This is a genomic window from Synechococcus sp. R55.2 (assembly GCF_047462075.1).
Classification (GTDB): domain Bacteria; phylum Cyanobacteriota; class Cyanobacteriia; order Thermostichales; family Thermostichaceae; genus Thermostichus.
The window spans coordinates 1-15,649 of sequence record NZ_JANSIH010000057.1 but is presented as its reverse complement, the minus strand read 5'-3'; the positions used below and the strand labels follow the sequence as shown (position 1 = coordinate 15,649).

Below are 15,649 nucleotides of genomic sequence, written 5' to 3'. Positions count from 1 at the left end.
AAATGCTATCATAGTTTTCATCCTGTAGGATCCCGTTAGAGAGTCAGCTTGGGTAAGTCTAGGTTAAGTATTGTGTAGGAAGCACTGCGCAAAGTTGGAGGCTCCCTTGTCTGCCCGTTGTCTGTGGAGTTGTCTGGCCAGGTTTTGGCAGGTTGGGTATCTCTTCAGCCGCATCTCAGAGCTCAAGCTGTATAATTCGCCTTTGCCTTCTCAGCTAACATCTGTCGAACTTGCCCTGAGGCAGTGCATTTTGCGAGGTTACACTCATGTCGCGATACATCAGTACCTATGCTCTCATCTTTACCTTGGGCAGTGTAATCGCCTGTACGCAGGCAGCTCCTGTGCAAACTCCTGACCAGGTGGTGAGCACTTTCATCGCTGCTGCCGAGAAGGGGGACTGGGGCACGGCAGACAGCTACCTGACGGAGCGCTTCAGCAATGCCCTCCGGCCGGGATCCCTGCCTTCGATTTGGGGCACGGTGGGGGAGAACGTGCAGGTGCGCAACCAAGAGGTGACCGGGAAGACGGCCTATGTCTGGGTGGAGGGCACCGACTCGCTGGAGGATGCGGCCCAGCGCCTGGGGCTGGATCCCTTGACGTTGCGCAAGTATTTGACCCAGCCGGATCTGGCGGATCCGACCTATCAGCAGTTGGCCCCGCAGTTGGTGGGTCTGCGCCTGGAGGGAGACACGGTGACCTCCCGCGTCAAGATCACCCTCTACCAGCAAGATCGCGGCTGGCGGATTGAGGTGTGGCAGCCGGATAAGCCACCTGCTGCTTCGGGATCCCAGTCGGAAAACCCAGAAGAGACAGAAGCAGCGGATCCCGGTGAAAATTCTGCATCTCCAACCGAGAACCCCTAGGACTGTTACCTGCAGGGAGATTGGGGAGGGTGTGGATGTGAGAGCGTGGTTTTTCCTGGTGCTGGCTTTGCTGCCTCTGGGGGGCTGTTGGCAGGCCAAAACGGCTGAAGAAACGCTGCGGGAGTTTGTCCAGGCGGCCAATGCCCGCGATTTTGCCACCGCAGAAGCCCTGCTCACTCCGCGGCTGCTAAAAGGGATCCCTCCTGGAGCCTTGGATCAATCGTGGCCCTCGGCGGAGGAGTTTACCCTCACCCCCATTCAAGCGGTGGGCAATACGGCCATTTTCCGGGTGGAGGCAATCCTGAAGCCAGAAGCGGTGGTGCCGACTTTGCGTTTCCAGTTCACTGCCGAGGAGCTGCAACGATTTTTAACAGAGCCGGATCGGGAGGATCCCCGGTTTCGCCCTTTTCGCTCTCAGTTGGGCTTCTACGAGCCTTTGCCGGAGGGTCGGCTGCGCGCAGTTATGGAGGTTACCCTCTATCGCCAGGCTCAAGGGTGGCGGGTGGAGTTGGCCCGTCTGCAGCCTTTGAATACGGTGGTTCTCCATGAGCCGATCCAGTTATCAGAAGAGGCTCAACCTTTTCAGCTGATGGGAACGGTGCGGCTGCTCAACCGCAAGGAGGGCTGGATTGGGGTCAACTTGGAAAAAGTCAGCCCCAGCTTGGAGCGCTACGCGGGCACGTGGGTCTCGGTGGTTCCCGCTGAGGAGGTGCAAGTGACTCGCCTTGGCCGCTCTGCCAGCTGGCTGGATCTGCTCCCGGGAGATGTGGTGGAAATGGAAGGCACCGTTCGGTTTGCCGTCAATGTCGATGCGGAAGGGCGGATCCCGGCAGCCATTCGGGCCGAGCAAATCAGGGTACTCAAAGCAGACTCAAAAGCAGACTCAGAGGGATCCGGATCCCAGCCTTAGGTGGGACAGCTCCTGAGGGAGCAAGTCCTGTTAACGCAGGGGAGAGTCCAACAGCACCACCAGCCGCTCTTCCAGAAACTTCAGGTTGGCCACCACTTGGTTAAAGGCCTCTTCGGGGGTCCAATCCATGAAATCCAGGGCCTTGGCCACCAGAGCCTGCACAGGCACAGGTTTCTCCCCAAACACATCAACCAGCCAGCGCACCGAGAAGGGATCGATGGCAATGTTGCCCTCGGATCCGGGCCAACCGTTGATATTGACCGGGCCATTGTCGCGGATGGCATTCTCAAAGGCAGCCTTGGCGTTGAGCCTCAGCAGCAGAGGATGCGCCTGTACCAAGCCATTTCTCCATTCCTCGCTGCTGAAGGGTTGAGGAGAAGTCGCTCCGGTGGGGTGGCCACACCAGAAGTCGATCAGGCGGGTCAGGTTAGGAAAGATTAACTCGATAAAGTGCAGCAGCTCCTCTTGGTTGAGCTTTTTGATTTGGCGCAGAGCGTAGGGAACGGGCTTGGTGAGGACCCGCTCCAGCTTCCACTGCTGCCAATTGACCATGCTGATGAACTCCAGCCCGGCTTGGCGGAGCATCTCAAAGACCTGAGGTACGGTAAAGCCTTTGTCGCTGCGCAGCAGGAAGTTGGCCAGGATCCCATTGGTGGTTTTGATGGCATCCCCCTGCCAGTGGCTTTTGACGAAGCTGCCCTCGTGGAGGGCATCCATCACTTCCCTCAAGATGGGAACGGCTTTGGCAGCCGGCTCATCCATCACCCCCAGCAGCTCCATGGCATCCTGCATGTTGAAGATAAACTGGCGCTGGTAAAGGCTGTGGACATTGGTGCGGATGATGCCGTCCGGTTTGAGGACTTGGCGCATGCCTTTCAGCCCCGCCACCGGATCGTCCAGCAGGTAGAGCACGTCATTGCAGGCGATGAAATCGAATTGCTCCCCCAAGGCCCTCAGGTCGGTGATGTCCATCACCTCGAAACGCGCCTCTTTGATCTGGTGGAACTCGAAGCGCTGCCGGGCCATTTTCAGGGATTCTGCCGAGATATCCACCCCGACAAAAGAAGCTCCTGGATTGGCCGTGGCCAGCACGAGGGTCTCCCAGCCGGAGCCACAGCCGGCGTTGAGCATCACTTTGCCCTCGGGTTTGACCACCTTGCGGTTGCGGCGATAGTAAGCGGTGGTGAGGCTGTTGGCAAACAGCGCGAAGTTATCCGTAACCGTCTGCTCAATCGGGACATTCGGGTAGGGAAATTCGTCAAACTGCGCCTGAACCAAGCGGGACGTCGATTGCTCCGGCATAGGGATCCCTGCCTCTGTAGGACTGATTAGGATTCTAAAGCGATTCCAGGGTTTAACCTAGGCGCTGCTCGGTTTCGGGATCGAACAGGTGGAAGCGATCCATATCGAAGATCACTTCCGCCCACTGGTTGACGCGCAGCTGGGTACGGGGATCCACGCGGGCCACAAACTCCTGCTCGGCCAGGATCCCTTCTCGGTCGCTGGTGCTGAGATAGAGGATTACTTCATGGCCCACCAGCTCCGTTACCGAGACCTTAGCCCGCACCGGGGCAGGTTGGATCCCTGGGGGTTGGTAGTGGGGATCGTGGATGTTTTCCGGGCGGATGCCGAAGATGACCGACTTGCCGACGTATTGCCAATAGGGCTCTGCCTGGTGGGGCGGGATGGCCACGCGGAAGGCGCCGGTATCGATCCAGAGGGTGCCCTCCTGCTCCCGCAGCTTGGCCTGGAAGAAATTCATGGCGGGGCTGCCGATGAACCCGGCCACAAACAGGTTGGCAGGGCGGGTGTAGAGGGTGTGGGGGGTATCCACCTGCTGCAGGCGGCCATCCTTCATGACGGCGATGCGGTTGCCCATGGTCATGGCCTCCACCTGGTCGTGGGTAACGTAGATAAAGGTGGTGCCCAGTTGCATGTGCAACTTGCTAATCTCGGCCCGCGCCTGTACCCGCAGCTTGGCATCCAAGTTGGAGAGGGGCTCATCCATCAAAAACACCGCCGGATTGCGCACGATGGCCCGCCCGACGGCAACCCGCTGCCGTTGCCCACCCGAAAGTTCCTTGGGCTTGCGGTTGAGCAAGTGCTCGATCCCAAGGCGCTTGGCCACCCCCCTAACCCGGCTTTCGATCTCCGCCCGTGGCAGGCCGCGCAGCTTGAGGCCAAAGGCCATGTTCTCGGCCACGGTCATGTGGGGGTAGAGGGCATAGGATTGGAAGACCATGGCGATATCCCGATCCTTGGGGGGGACATCGTTCACCCGTCGATCGCCAATGTAGATGGATCCGGCGCTCACTTCTTCCAAGCCGGCCAGCATGCGCAGGGAGGTGGTTTTGCCGCAGCCGGAGGGGCCGACAAAGACGAGAAATTCCCCGTCTTCGACGGTGATGTTCAGGTCATGGACGGCGGTGGTGTCTCTGTAGCGCTTGGTAACGTGTTCGTAGGTAACGCTGGCCATGCTCTCAACCTTGGCTCCGTTGCGCACTCAAACCCTATCCAAAGCGGCGGGCAAAAGTCAAATCGAGTTGAGTTGAGTTCGGTAGGGAGAGCTGGGGATCCCTGCAGCGAACCCGATTTATTCCTGCTTGAAATGAGCGCAAGCTGAAAAACCAAAACGCAAAAAAGGACTAAAAAAGGGTAGGCGATGAGCCTACCCCTATGGGATCTTTTTTCCTCATGGAAAATTGCCTAACCTCAGAGCAGCTTCAGCTACGCCCATCAGGAGACAACGCTCACTTTGACCACTTGGGCTTTTTCAGAGTCTGCCTTGGGCAAGGTGAGGGTGAGGATCCCATCTTTGTATTCGGCTTTCACCTGATCGTGTTTGATCCGGTTCGGCAGTGGGATCACCCGTTGGAAGCGCCCATAACGGAATTCAGTCCGGGTTACCCCTTTGTCTTCAGAGCGCTTCTCAAATCGCCGTTCCCCGGTGATGGAGACCGCTTCGGCTGTCGCTTGGATATCCAAGTCGTTGGGGTTCAAGCCGGGCAGCTCCAGCTTCAGGGTAATGGTTTCGGGATCATCGTGCATCTCCACTGCCGGCATGAAGGCGAAGCCGTCAGCTTCGGTGGTGCGAGGGATCAACCGGTCGAACATCCGGTTCATTTCCCGTTGAATTTCGTCAATTTCACGAAATGGATCCCAGCGGACAAGAGCCATAGAGCATCCTCCTCCTCTATTACTTTGCTTTTTTGACTTCCAGTTCGAGTTTGGAGCTTAGCTTTCGGGGCTCAACTTTAGAGGTGCAAGCAAAACCTCTATGCTTCTAGTGTAGTCAAATCCGTTCCGGGAAATGTAGGGTTTTCTGGAATGTTTCTTAGGTGTTTACCCTACAGGTTTATCTATCCAAAACCCTCTAGGACTCCGTATGTTTGGGGCGGCGATGGGGTTTTGTTGGTAACCACATACTGAGGCCGGTTGCCACCATCACCAGCAGCCCCAGTCCGTTTAAGAAGGGGTAAACCGCTTGCAGATCGAGGGGGCCCCACTGCCCTTTGTGGATTTGGATCAGCCAGTAGTAGTCGAAGTTTTCGTTAAGGCGGGCAATTTGATAGAGGGATCCCGTCAGCACCGTCACCACCAACGGCAGGGCCAGAATGGGGGCAAGGGTGCGGTGGATGCGGCGGATCCTCTTTGGATTCAGGGCCATTGAGCTTTCTCCAGGGCAATGGGGCGATCCCTGCCATGCTATCAGGGCAGCTAGCCCCTATTCTCGCTCAAGAACGGCTCCTGGACAGCTCCTCCACGTGCTGCCGCGGGATGACCCGTCCTTCGTCCTCAAAGCCAGGGATCTCGTGGAAGTTGAGGTAGCGGTACAGCTCGCCGGCAAAGGGCTGGATCTTGGTGGAGACGATCTCTCGGTACTCCTCAGGGGTGGGGATCCGGCCCAAAAGGGCGCAGGCGGCGGCCAGCTCGGCGGATCCCAGGTAAACCCGCGCGTCTTTGCCCATGCGGTTGTTGAAGTTGCGGGTGGAGGTGGACATGACGGTGGCCCCATCTTCCACGCGGGCTTGGTTGCCCATACACAAGCTGCATCCCGGCATTTCCGTTCTGGCCCCGGCGGCAGCAAAGATGCCGTATACGCCTTCCGAGCGCAGTTGTGCCTCATCCATGCGGGTGGGCGGACAGATCCAGAATTGGCGCACCTTGGCCCGCCCTTGGCCTTCCAGGATTTTGGCGGCGGCGCGGTAGTGGCCGATGTTGGTCATGCAGGAGCCGATGAACACCTCGTCGATTTTGATGGGGGTGTCTGGATTGCCTGCTTCGTGTTGGGCATAGACCTCGCTCAGGGTCATCACCTTGTCGGGATCGTTGGGGGCACAGACGATCGGCTCGGTGATGGTGCTGAGGTCAATTTCGATGACTTCGGCGTATTCGGCGTCGGGATCCGCTTCCATCAGGCTGGGGTTGGCCAGCCATGCTTCCATTTTGGCGATGCGCCGCAGCAAGGTTCTCGCATCCTGGTAGCCGCGGGCAATCATGTTCTTCAGCAGCACCACGTTGGAGCGCAGATATTCTGAGACCGTCTCGATGCTCAGCTTGATGGTACAGCCGGCACAGTTGCGCTCTGCCGAGGCATCGGTAAACTCAAAAGCTTGCTCCACCTTCAGATGCGGCAGGCCCTCGATCTCCATGATGCGCCCGGCAAAGACGTTTTTCTTGCCTTTTTTCTCAACGGTCAACAGGCCCCTCTGAATGGCCACGTAGGGGATGGCATGGACAATGTCCCGCAGGGTGATCCCCGGCTGCAGTTCCCCCTTAAAGCGCACCAGCACCGATTCCGGCATGTCCAAGGGCATCACCCCCATGGCGGCGGCAAAGGCCACCAGACCGGATCCCGCCGGGAAGGAGATCCCCAAGGGGAAGCGGGTGTGGGAGTCGCCCCCGGTGCCGACGGTATCCGGCAGGAGCATGCGGTTGAGCCAGGAGTGGATAATGCCATCGCCGGGACGCAGGACAACGCCCCCGCGGGAAGCGAAAAAGTCGGGCAGCTCTTTGTGGATCTGGATGTCCACCGGCTTGGGATAGGCGGCGGTGTGGCAGAAGCTCTGCAGCACTAGGTCGGCGTTGAAGCCCAGACAGGCCAGCTCCTTCAGCTCATCGCGGGTCATGGGGCCGGTGGTGTCCTGGGATCCCACCGTGGTAATGAGGGGCTCACAACTGGTGCCCGGGCGCACGCCTGGCAGCCCACAGGCTTTGCCCACGATTTTTTGCGCTAGGGTATAGCCTTTGCCGGTGTCTGCCGGTGGAGTGGGGCGGATAAACAAGGTCGAGGGAGGCAAACCCAAGGCTTGGCGGGTTTTGTCGGTGAGGGCACGGCCAATCAACAGGGGAATACGTCCCCCCGCCCGCACTTCGTCGGGGAGGGTCACGGGCCGCAGGGAAAAGGTGGAGAGAACCTGGCCGGCCTCAGAGCGGATCACACCTTCGTAGGGGCAAATGGTAACCACCATGCCGGTTTCCAGGCGGGAGACATCGCACTGGATGGGCAAGGCCCCGGCATCTTCGGCGGTGTTGAAGAAGATGGGCGCAATGGTGCCCCCCAGGATCACCCCCCCAGCCCGCTTGTTGGGCACATGGGGAATGTCGTGGCCGATGTGCCAGAGCAGCGAGTTGAGGGCGGATTTGCGGGAGGAGCCGGTGCCCACCACATCCCCCACAAAGGCAACGGGATGGCCGCGGCGCTTCAGCTCGGCAATGGTAACCAGGGATCCTGGAGCGCGGGACTCCAGCATGGCTTGGGCGTGGAGGGGGATATCCGGGCGGGTGGTGGCGTGGGCGGCGGGGGAAAGGTCATCGGTGTTGATCTCGCCGGCAACCTTGAACACTGTTACAGTGATTGCTGCGGCCAGGGGAGCTTTGGCGGTAAACCATTCGCCCTTGGCCCAGGACTCGATCACCTGTTGGGCATAGGCATTGCCGGACTGGCTCAGCTCCAGCACGTCGTGAAAGGCATCGAAGATCAGCAGCGTGTGGCTGAGGGCACGGGCTGCTGCCGCTGCGATCTCATGCCGCGCATCCTGCAACAGCTCCAGCAAAACCTGAACGTTGTAGCCCCCCAGCATAGTGCCCAGCAGCTCTACCGCCCGCACAGGAGTGATCAACGGCGATGCAACCTCCTCCTTGGCTACCGCCGCCAAAAAGCCCGCTTTCACGTAGGCTGCTTCATCGACCCCCGGCGGGACGCGCTCTGTTAAGAGGTGCAACAAAAAGGCTTCTTCGCCAGCAGGCGGGGCCTTCAGGAGCTCGCACAACTGGCTGGTCTGGGCTGCATTCAGGGGCAGCGGCGGGATCCCTTGGGCCTCGCGGGCAGCGGCGTGTTGGCGGTATTCGGCCAGCATGGGGAGTCTGGGTTCTCGACGTGAGTATTCATTCTATCGCCAGCTTGGCAGAAGAAAGGTTCTCAGGAAGGGATCCATCCGGCCAAAGCCAGCCTAGGACAACTCCGCCAGCAGCTCTCTCTGGTAAAGGCCAATGCAGGCTTGGATCAGGTCGTCCAGCTCCCCATCCAAAATGGGCTGCAGCGGGAAATTTTGGTTAAGGCGGTGGTCGGTGACCCGGTTTTCTTTGTAGTTGTAAGTGCGAATTTTTTCCGAGCGGGATCCCGTTCCCACCTGCATGCGCCGGGCAGAGCTGATGGAGGCCTGCTGCTCCCGCAGCTTCATCTCGTAGAGTTTGGCCCGCAAAATCTGCATTGCCCGCTGGCGGTTCTGCAGTTGGGAACGCTCCTCGGTACAAAACACCCGGATCCCGGTGGGCTTGTGGAGAAGATCCACCGCCGTCTCCACCTTGTTCACGTTTTGGCCGCCTGCCCCCCCAGAACGTGCCGTTTTGATTTCGATGTCTTTCGGGTCGATGACCACCTCCACCTCGTCCACCTCTGGCATCACCGCCACCGTGGCCGTCGAGGTGTGGACACGGCCTTGCGCTTCGGTGACGGGCACCCGCTGCACCCGATGCACGCCAGCTTCAAACTTGAGCTTGCTGTACACCTGATCCCCTTGAATCTCCAGGATCGCCTCTTTGTAGCCCCCCAGCTCTCCTTCCGAGAGGCTCGCCAGACGCACCGACCAGCCCAGCTTTTCGGCGTAGCGGGTGTACATGCGGGCCAGATCCGCCGCCCACAGCGCCGCCTCCTCCCCACCGGTGCCAGCGCGAATCTCCAACATAATGTTCTTGTCGTCGTTGGGATCCCGGGGCAGCAGCAGCAGGGTGAGCTTTTCCTCCAGTTGTTCTTGGCGGGCCCGCAGTTGCTCAAGTTCCGCTCTTGCCATCGCCTCCAGCTCCGGGTCGGAGGCCGATTCCCGCAAAAGTTCTTCCGTCTGTTGCAGATCGCGATTCAGCTTTTGCCAGTCGTGAAAAGCCTGGACGGTGGCCTCCAAGGAGGAGCGGGCCTTGGCAATCCGCTGCAGCTCAGCTGGATCCGTGGCCACGTCCGGATCGGCCAAGCGCACCGTCAGCTCCTGAAAAGTGGCTTCGACATTCTTAAGCTGGTCGATCAGTTGAGCAGAAGCCATAGATTCGCAATACCCAGGGATCCAAGCGTTGCCCACACCCAGATGGGGGAACCTCTACTTGGCCTTTTTGCCACCTCCCATGCCGTATTTGCGCATGAACTTCTCCACCCGGCCTTCGCTATCGATGATCTTTTGGCTGCCGGTGAAAAAGGGATGGTTGCCCGACCAAACATCCACCCTGAGCTCCGGCTTGGTGGATCCCACCGTCATCACCACTTCGCCATTGCAGATGACTTTGGCTTCTGGATACCACTGCGGGTGCAATCCTTTCTTGGGCATAACCCTTTCCTCCTCTGGGCCTGTTTCTATACCCTTGTCTATCAACATCTTCCTCTAAAAACAACGGCAGGGATCCCTAGCGCTTCGAGTACTGGGGAGCCTTGCGGGCCTTGCGCAGGCCGTATTTCTTCCGCTCCACGGCGCGCGGATCCCGTTTCAGATAACCCTCGACTTTCAAGGGGCCGCGATTGGCCGGATCCACCTCACAGAGGGCGCGCGCCACCCCCAGCTTGATCGCATCCGCCTGGCCGTGAACGCCGCCGCCATGGGCTCGCACCAAGATGTCGTAGGAGTTTTCCAGACCAAGGATCTCCAGCGGCCCCTTCACACTGGCCAGCAGGGCTTCTTGATACTGCAGATACTGGTCTCCCGGCCTGTCGTTGATGATGATTTTGCCCGTGCCGGGCACCAAACGCACGCGGGCAACGGCGGTTTTGCGGCGTCCCGTTCCCCAATAAACGGCTCGTTGGCTGCTCGCTTGAGTCATGCTTTGGCTCCTGGGATCGTGTTGAGCGGATAAACTTGGGGCTGCTGGGCCTCATGAGGGTGGCTCGGCCCGACATAAACTTTTAGCTTGGTGAATTGCCGCCGGCCCAAACGGGTGTGGGGCAACATTCCCTTGACCGCTTTTTCCACCACCCGCTCCGGCAGGCGCGCCTGCAGTTGGGCAAAGGTTTCTACTTTCATGCCGCCGGGACGGCCAGAGTGGCGGCGGTAGAGCTTTTGGGTGCGCTTTTTGCCAGTGACCACCACTTTCTCAGCGTTGATCACAATTACATAGTCCCCCGTATCCAGGTGAGGGGTGAAGTCCGGTTTGTGCTTACCCCGCAAGAGGGTGGCCACAGCGGCGGCCAAGCGGCCCAGGCGCTGATTGGCAGCATCCACCAGATACCAGCGGGGCGCCAGAGTTTCGGGGTTGGGAAGGGGAGTTTTGTTCATGGCAGGCAAGGAAACATATCAGGACAAGCTTGGAGATCGCCCAGATCAACCGCAGGAATGGGCCAACGCAGCCGGCGACCGGAGGGCGGAGGGAGGCTCTGTGGGCAAGGCCCAAAAGGGCAGCGAGTGGGCGAACTGTTGACCGAAGGGATCCGCAGCATAGCCCACATCCGTCAGGCACAGCCCTTGCGGGGGAGCGCTGTAGCGGGTGCGCATCTGGCTCCAGTCGTTGTGTTGCCACAGGTGGACAAATTGGGCTGGGCTGAGCTCGCCTCGGCCCACCACCTCTAGGGATCCCACCAAGAGCCGCATCATCCGGTAGAGAAAGCCGCTGGCCTGCACCTCGATGCTGATCAAGTCCCCCAGCCGCTGGCAGAGCACCTCCTGCACCTGTACCCGCGAGTGGGGCCGATCCGATCCCCGCCGCCGGAAGGCTTCCAAGCTGTGCTCCCCCAGCAGGGAATTCAGGGCTTCCGCCATCGGCTCCACCTGCAGAGGCCAACGCACTTGCCAGCTAAAGAGGCGCCAGAACACATCCGGTCGCTCCCGGTTCAGGATCAGGTAGCGGTAGCGGCGCCAGCGAGCCGAAAAGCGGGCGTGCCAGGAGTCAGGCACTTGAGCAGAAGCCAGCACTACCACATCTTCCGGCAGACAGTCGTTCAGCACCCTCGACCACTCCGCCGCAGGGATACCGGAGGTGGTGTCGAAGTGGGCCACCTGGCCTGCAGCATGAACCCCCGTATCGGTGCGACCGGCCCCATAGAGGGTTACCGGATGCCCCGCCCGCGACGCAATCGCCTCCTCCAGCACCCCTTGCACGGTACGGCGGGCTGCCTGGCGCTGCCAGCCATAGAACCTGCTGCCGAGGTACTGAATTCTCAGGGCAATGCGACGGTACGGCATGGATCCCTTTCCGCTACACCAGCTCGATGACCGCCATTTCTGCTCCATCCCCCCGCCGATGCACGGTGCGCAAGATGCGGGTATAGCCACCGGGCCGATCCCGGTAGCGCTCAGGAGCCTGCTCAAACAGGGAGCGCACCAGCTCCTTGTCGTAGATGTAGGCCAGCGCCTGTCGCCGCGCCGCCAGGGATCCCTCTTTGGCCAGGGTAATCATCTTCTCAGTGGTGGCCCGAATGGCTTTGGCGCGGGCTTTGGTGGTGGTGATCCGCCCTTCCCGCAGCAGAGCCGTGGTCAGCGCCCGCATCAGGGCCTTGCGCTGGTCGGCGGGCTTATTGAGGTGGGGGGTACGACGGCGGTGGCGCATGGTAACCTCTGTCTTGTGTCCTACACTCTTCGGGGATCCTTGCGTTTTGACGCGGTTGTGCTAGCGGTGCAGATGCTTGAGACGGAACCTAAACTCTAGGCCTTGCCTTTTTCGCGGGTGCGGGGCAGCGTCAGACCAAAGCGGTTTTTCAAGGCCTGCACCACCTCTTCGGCAGATTTCTGGCCAAAGTTTTTGATCTCCAGCAGATCTTCCTCGGTGTAGACCAGCAGATCGGCCACCGTGTTGATCTGAGCTCGCTTCAGGCAGTTGTAGGCCCGCACCGATAGCTGCAGCTCCTCGATGGGGATCTGGTTTTTCTGGTTGTCCTCGGCTGGCTGGGGCGGCACAGGGGTATCGAAGCTGACCTCCTGCAGCGGCGAGAACAAGCCCACCAAAATGCGGGCGGCTTGGCTGAGGGCCTCTTGCGGGGTGAGGCTGCCGTTGGTCCAGACTTCCAATATTAGCCGATCTTTTTCCAAAGATTGGCCGACCCGGGCTGCTTCCACGGCGTAGTTCACCTTGCGCACCGGCATGAAGACAGAGTCGATCTGCAGAAAATCGATTGCCATCGCCTTGCTGTCAGAGTAATCGACGGCGCGGTAGCCATGTCCTCGGCCAATCATGAACTCCATTTCCAAAATTGCCCCTTCCGCCAGGGTGGCAATGTGGTGACGGGGGTTGATCACCTCCACGTCGCTGGGCAATTGCAGCTTCTCGGCGGTGACTTCCCCTGGCCCCTGAGCCACCAAACGGCCCACCTGAGTATCGGGAGCGGTGGAGCGCAGCACCAACTCCTTCATGTTCAGAAGGATCTCCATCACGTCTTCCCGCACCCCCGGCACCGTGGAAAACTCGTGGCTCACCCCGGCAATGCGTACAGCGGTCACCGCCGTCCCTTCTAGATTGGAGAGCAACACCCGCCGCAAAGCGTTGCCCACCGTGATCCCTTGGCCGCGCTCCAGTGGCCCCAGAGCAAATTTGCCGTAGTGAACGCCGTTATCATCCCGATGAGATTCAACACACTCGGTCTGGTAAGCAACAGCGCTTGAGCTCGCTTTGCTGCCGAGAGAGTGGAGGAGGGTTCGGCTGGTTTGAATCATCATAGTGGCCCCGTCCGTCTGGCTCGATATCCGTTTGGAGAACTGATGAAACTTCGAGGTCATCTCACGCTTGGGCAGACCTTCGCTGGGGCATGGCGTAGCTCTGGAGAAAACCCCCTACAGACGCTCGACCAGCCCTCAACGCGGGATCCTTCAGACACGCCGCCGCTTGGGAGGACGGCAACCGTTGTGGGGAATGGGGGTAATATCTCGAATCAGAGTAATTTCCAGGCCCGTTGCCTGTAGAGCGCGAATGGCGGTTTCCCGACCGGCTCCCGGCCCGCTCACCATCACTTCGATCTGGCGCATGCCGTTCTCCATGGCTTGACGCGCCGCACTTTCTGCTGCCATTTGGGCGGCGAAGGGAGTGCCCTTTTTGGCCCCTTTGAAGCCCGTAGAACCTGCCGAGGCCCAAGACACCACATCGCCGTTGGGATCCGTGATGGTGACGATGGTGTTGTTGAAGGTGGACTGAATGTAGGCCACCCCATTGGGGATGTTCTTTTTGACTTTACGTCCGCGCCGTTGCTGCCGAGCCATGATCCAGGTGTCCTTGCAATCGACTGTTTGGGGTTGGGATTCGGGATGGTGGAAGAGTTTTGCCTTCCGCGCAAAGCCGAGCGACTACTTCTTGGCAGGAGCTTTCTTCTTGCCGGCCACCGTTTTCCTGACCCCCTTGCGGGTGCGGGCGTTGGTGCGGGTGCGCTGACCACGCACGGGCAGACCCAGGCGATGGCGACGACCTCGATAGGTGCCGATGTCGATCAGCCGCTTGATGTTCATCGCCTCCTGGCGGCGCAGATCCCCTTCTACCTGGTATTCGCCCTCCACCACCGTCCGTAGGGCGGCCACCTCAGCGTCGGTGAGGTCGCGGGTACGAGTATCCGGATTGATACCGGTCTTCGCCAAAATCTGGCGGGAGCGGGTTAGCCCAATGCCGTAAATGTAGGTGAGGGCAATCTCCACTCGCTTTTCTCGGGGGATGTCAACTCCCGCAATCCGTGCCATAGTCAGGGGTACCTTATCAAATCAAACCAACTCGAACACACTTGCCCAGTAAGGATTGAGTTGCCTGCCTGAGATGGGATCCTCATTCAGAGAAATGTTGCTGTAGAGATGCCGGTCTTGGGATCCATGCTCACCGAGAGGTCTAGCCAACGTTTTGCTCGGTTGTGTCGGAAGCCTTTGCCTCTGTCTCCCGTTGCAGGCTGAACCCACCCACCATCGACCCTCTAGCCCTGCCGCTGCTTGTGCTTGGGGTTGGAAGAACAAATGACCATCACCCGACCGTGGCGGCGGATGACCCGGCATTTTTCGCAGATCCGACGGACGGAAGGCCGTACCTTCATGGTTGATCCTGACAAAACCAGCGAATATCCATTCTATGTTCGTCTGGGCAGCCTGTCAAAAAATGGGTTTGGGCTTTCCGGCACCGAGGGGACGGTCGGGTTGGCTATGCTGGTTGGGCAAGGATCTCCTGAGTCAAAGCAGGCGCGGCTGTGGAGTGAGGAAGGTCATGCGGTGGCAATGGCTGGTTGTGCTGAGCAGCGTGCTGGGGCTGGGATCCCCCGTGCTGGGGCAAGGGATCCCTTTGCCGGCAGCAGGCTCCTCCTCTGCGGTGGAGAACTTTTCGACGGACGGGAACGGCCTGAGGACAGAGGGGGATTGGCTTTTGCCCTTGCGCAGCTCTGCCGATCGCATCGATGGGGTACCGGATCGGGGCTGGGTCGCGGTTGGGCTGTTGGAGGAGCAGGCGGTGACTCTGCTGGATGGGGCCAGCGGGGATCCCTTGTGGCAGGCGGCGGTGGGGTTTGCCCCCAGTGTGGTGCGGGTGGATGAGGCGCGGCAGGTGGTCTATGCCTCTGGCCCCAATGCCCCTGGGCTGGTGGCCCTCGATCTGCTGACGGGGGAGCTGATTCAGGCCTATGGGTTGCCGGCGGGAGTTTTGGATATTGCCGTGGATGGGGTCACAGGGCGGGTTTTCGCCTCCCTGCCCTCTGCCCAAAGTCTGGCGGTGATGGCTGCTCCCCTGCGCGTCAGCGGTGCGCAAAGCGATCCCTCAGAGCAGCCGCAAGCCCGCAATTTGCCGATGCCCGGCCCCCCCTTGGCGCTGGCCTATGATGCGCAGCGGGGATCCCTGTTTGTGGGCCTAGCCGGGGAGGATCCCCTCAGCTTGCTGGTGGTCAACCCGGACAATGGGGAGCTGTTGGCCCGTTGGCGGGGCGGTCATACTCCGGAAGCCATGGCCCTGGATGCGGAACGGCAACGCTTGGTGGTGCTCAACTCCGGCAGCCAAGATCTAACAGTGCTGGATCTGAGCCGCAGCGGCGAGGCCCTGCAGCGGGTTGGCCTGGATTGGCGACCGACGCGGCTGGCCCTTTCCCCGGATGGACGTTGGGCTTACGTGACCTCCCGCGATAGCGACCGCCTGCAACTGGTGGATTTGCAGACGGGGCGATTGGCAGCCTCACTGCGGCTGCAGGGACAACCGACGGGTCTGGTGATGTTAGACGGTCGGGATCTGTGGGTGGTGGCAGCAGGGATCCCGGCCTTGCGCCGTTTGCAGAATGTGGAAGCCCAAGCTATCGCCGCGCGACGCTCTCGCGAACAGGCGGCCCTTGCCGTCCGCAATGGTGGGACGGAGCCCTCAAATGGGGAAGCCAGCCAGCAGGAAGGAGCCCTCGCCCCGGAAGGAGCGGGTGTGGTGCCCGGGCGGGAGGAGGTTATTGCCGGCCAACCCGTTCACGCCGGGGGTT

General features: G+C 60.2%; 18 protein-coding genes. 3 read left to right on the top strand and 15 right to left on the bottom strand.

Features of this window, described 5'->3' with window-relative positions; all coding sequences use genetic code 11:
* The first annotated feature begins 266 nt into the window (after nucleotides 1–266).
* On the top strand, nucleotides 267–863 hold the full coding sequence (locus NW838_RS02155) for a hypothetical protein (protein WP_414357131.1): 597 nt from the start codon (nucleotides 267–269) through the stop codon (nucleotides 861–863).
* A 31-nt stretch (nucleotides 864–894) separates the two neighbouring features.
* Nucleotides 895–1,773: a hypothetical protein gene (locus NW838_RS02150; protein ID WP_414427419.1), complete on the top strand. Its 879-nt coding sequence runs from the start codon at nucleotides 895–897 to the stop codon at nucleotides 1,771–1,773.
* Between the two features lie 30 nt (nucleotides 1,774–1,803).
* Here the strand turns inward: NW838_RS02150 and NW838_RS02145 are convergent, their stop codons facing one another.
* The 15 genes from NW838_RS02145 to rpmJ form a co-directional block, all read right to left on the bottom strand.
* Complete coding sequence (locus NW838_RS02145; protein ID WP_414357134.1) at nucleotides 1,804–3,075, bottom strand: class I SAM-dependent methyltransferase; 1,272 nt, start codon at nucleotides 3,073–3,075, stop codon at nucleotides 1,804–1,806.
* Between the two features lie 52 nt (nucleotides 3,076–3,127).
* Nucleotides 3,128–4,249: an ABC transporter ATP-binding protein gene (locus NW838_RS02140; RefSeq protein WP_414332141.1), complete on the bottom strand. Its 1,122-nt coding sequence runs from the start codon at nucleotides 4,247–4,249 to the stop codon at nucleotides 3,128–3,130.
* Nucleotides 4,250–4,509: 260 nt separating this feature from the next.
* Complete coding sequence (locus tag NW838_RS02135; RefSeq protein WP_011433199.1) at nucleotides 4,510–4,950, bottom strand: Hsp20/alpha crystallin family protein; 441 nt, start codon at nucleotides 4,948–4,950, stop codon at nucleotides 4,510–4,512.
* Nucleotides 4,951–5,146: 196 nt separating this feature from the next.
* The gene (locus tag NW838_RS02130; protein WP_414355795.1) at nucleotides 5,147–5,440 is read right to left on the bottom strand and encodes a PepSY domain-containing protein; all 294 of its coding nucleotides are present in this window, start codon (nucleotides 5,438–5,440) and stop codon (nucleotides 5,147–5,149) included.
* Between the two features lie 67 nt (nucleotides 5,441–5,507).
* Nucleotides 5,508–8,132: a bifunctional aconitate hydratase 2/2-methylisocitrate dehydratase gene (gene acnB / locus NW838_RS02125; protein WP_414427418.1), complete on the bottom strand. Its 2,625-nt coding sequence runs from the start codon at nucleotides 8,130–8,132 to the stop codon at nucleotides 5,508–5,510.
* A 93-nt stretch (nucleotides 8,133–8,225) separates the two neighbouring features.
* A complete protein-coding gene (gene prfA / locus NW838_RS02120) occupies nucleotides 8,226–9,308 on the bottom strand; it encodes a peptide chain release factor 1 (protein WP_414427417.1) in 1,083 nt (360 codons plus the stop codon).
* 54 nt (nucleotides 9,309–9,362) lie between these two features.
* Nucleotides 9,363–9,587, bottom strand: coding sequence for a 50S ribosomal protein L31 (gene rpmE, locus NW838_RS02115; protein ID WP_414351133.1), 225 nt, complete (start codon nucleotides 9,585–9,587; stop codon nucleotides 9,363–9,365).
* A 76-nt stretch (nucleotides 9,588–9,663) separates the two neighbouring features.
* Nucleotides 9,664–10,074, bottom strand: a complete 411-nt coding sequence (rpsI, locus tag NW838_RS02110; RefSeq protein WP_011433194.1) for a 30S ribosomal protein S9 — start codon at nucleotides 10,072–10,074, stop codon at nucleotides 9,664–9,666.
* Nucleotides 10,071–10,526, bottom strand: coding sequence for a 50S ribosomal protein L13 (rplM, locus tag NW838_RS02105; protein ID WP_414355792.1), 456 nt, complete (start codon nucleotides 10,524–10,526; stop codon nucleotides 10,071–10,073). Before rplM ends, rpsI begins: the two co-directional genes overlap by 4 nt.
* Nucleotides 10,527–10,571: 45 nt before the next feature.
* Nucleotides 10,572–11,429, bottom strand: a complete 858-nt coding sequence (truA, locus tag NW838_RS02100; RefSeq protein ID WP_414427416.1) for a tRNA pseudouridine(38-40) synthase TruA — start codon at nucleotides 11,427–11,429, stop codon at nucleotides 10,572–10,574.
* A 13-nt stretch (nucleotides 11,430–11,442) separates the two neighbouring features.
* Entirely contained in the window at nucleotides 11,443–11,793 is a 351-nt protein-coding gene (gene rplQ / locus NW838_RS02095; protein ID WP_011433191.1) for a 50S ribosomal protein L17, read from the bottom strand.
* A 95-nt stretch (nucleotides 11,794–11,888) separates the two neighbouring features.
* Nucleotides 11,889–12,896 carry a DNA-directed RNA polymerase subunit alpha gene (locus NW838_RS02090; RefSeq protein WP_414355789.1) on the bottom strand — a complete coding sequence of 336 codons (1,008 nt, stop codon included), beginning with the start codon at nucleotides 12,894–12,896 and terminating at the stop codon, nucleotides 11,889–11,891.
* A 150-nt stretch (nucleotides 12,897–13,046) separates the two neighbouring features.
* Nucleotides 13,047–13,433 carry a 30S ribosomal protein S11 gene (gene rpsK, locus NW838_RS02085; protein WP_011433189.1) on the bottom strand — a complete coding sequence of 129 codons (387 nt, stop codon included), beginning with the start codon at nucleotides 13,431–13,433 and terminating at the stop codon, nucleotides 13,047–13,049.
* Between the two features lie 84 nt (nucleotides 13,434–13,517).
* The gene (rpsM, locus tag NW838_RS02080; protein ID WP_011433188.1) at nucleotides 13,518–13,901 is read right to left on the bottom strand and encodes a 30S ribosomal protein S13; all 384 of its coding nucleotides are present in this window, start codon (nucleotides 13,899–13,901) and stop codon (nucleotides 13,518–13,520) included.
* A gap of 224 nt (nucleotides 13,902–14,125) precedes the next feature.
* Nucleotides 14,126–14,242 (bottom strand): 50S ribosomal protein L36, encoded by a 117-nt coding sequence (gene rpmJ, locus NW838_RS02075; RefSeq protein WP_011433187.1) that lies wholly within the window; start codon nucleotides 14,240–14,242, stop codon nucleotides 14,126–14,128.
* 167 nt (nucleotides 14,243–14,409) lie between these two features.
* Between rpmJ and NW838_RS02070 the strand changes: the two genes are divergently transcribed.
* On the top strand, nucleotides 14,410–15,649 hold a 1,240-nt coding region (locus NW838_RS02070; protein WP_414427415.1), incomplete at its 3' end, for a YncE family protein.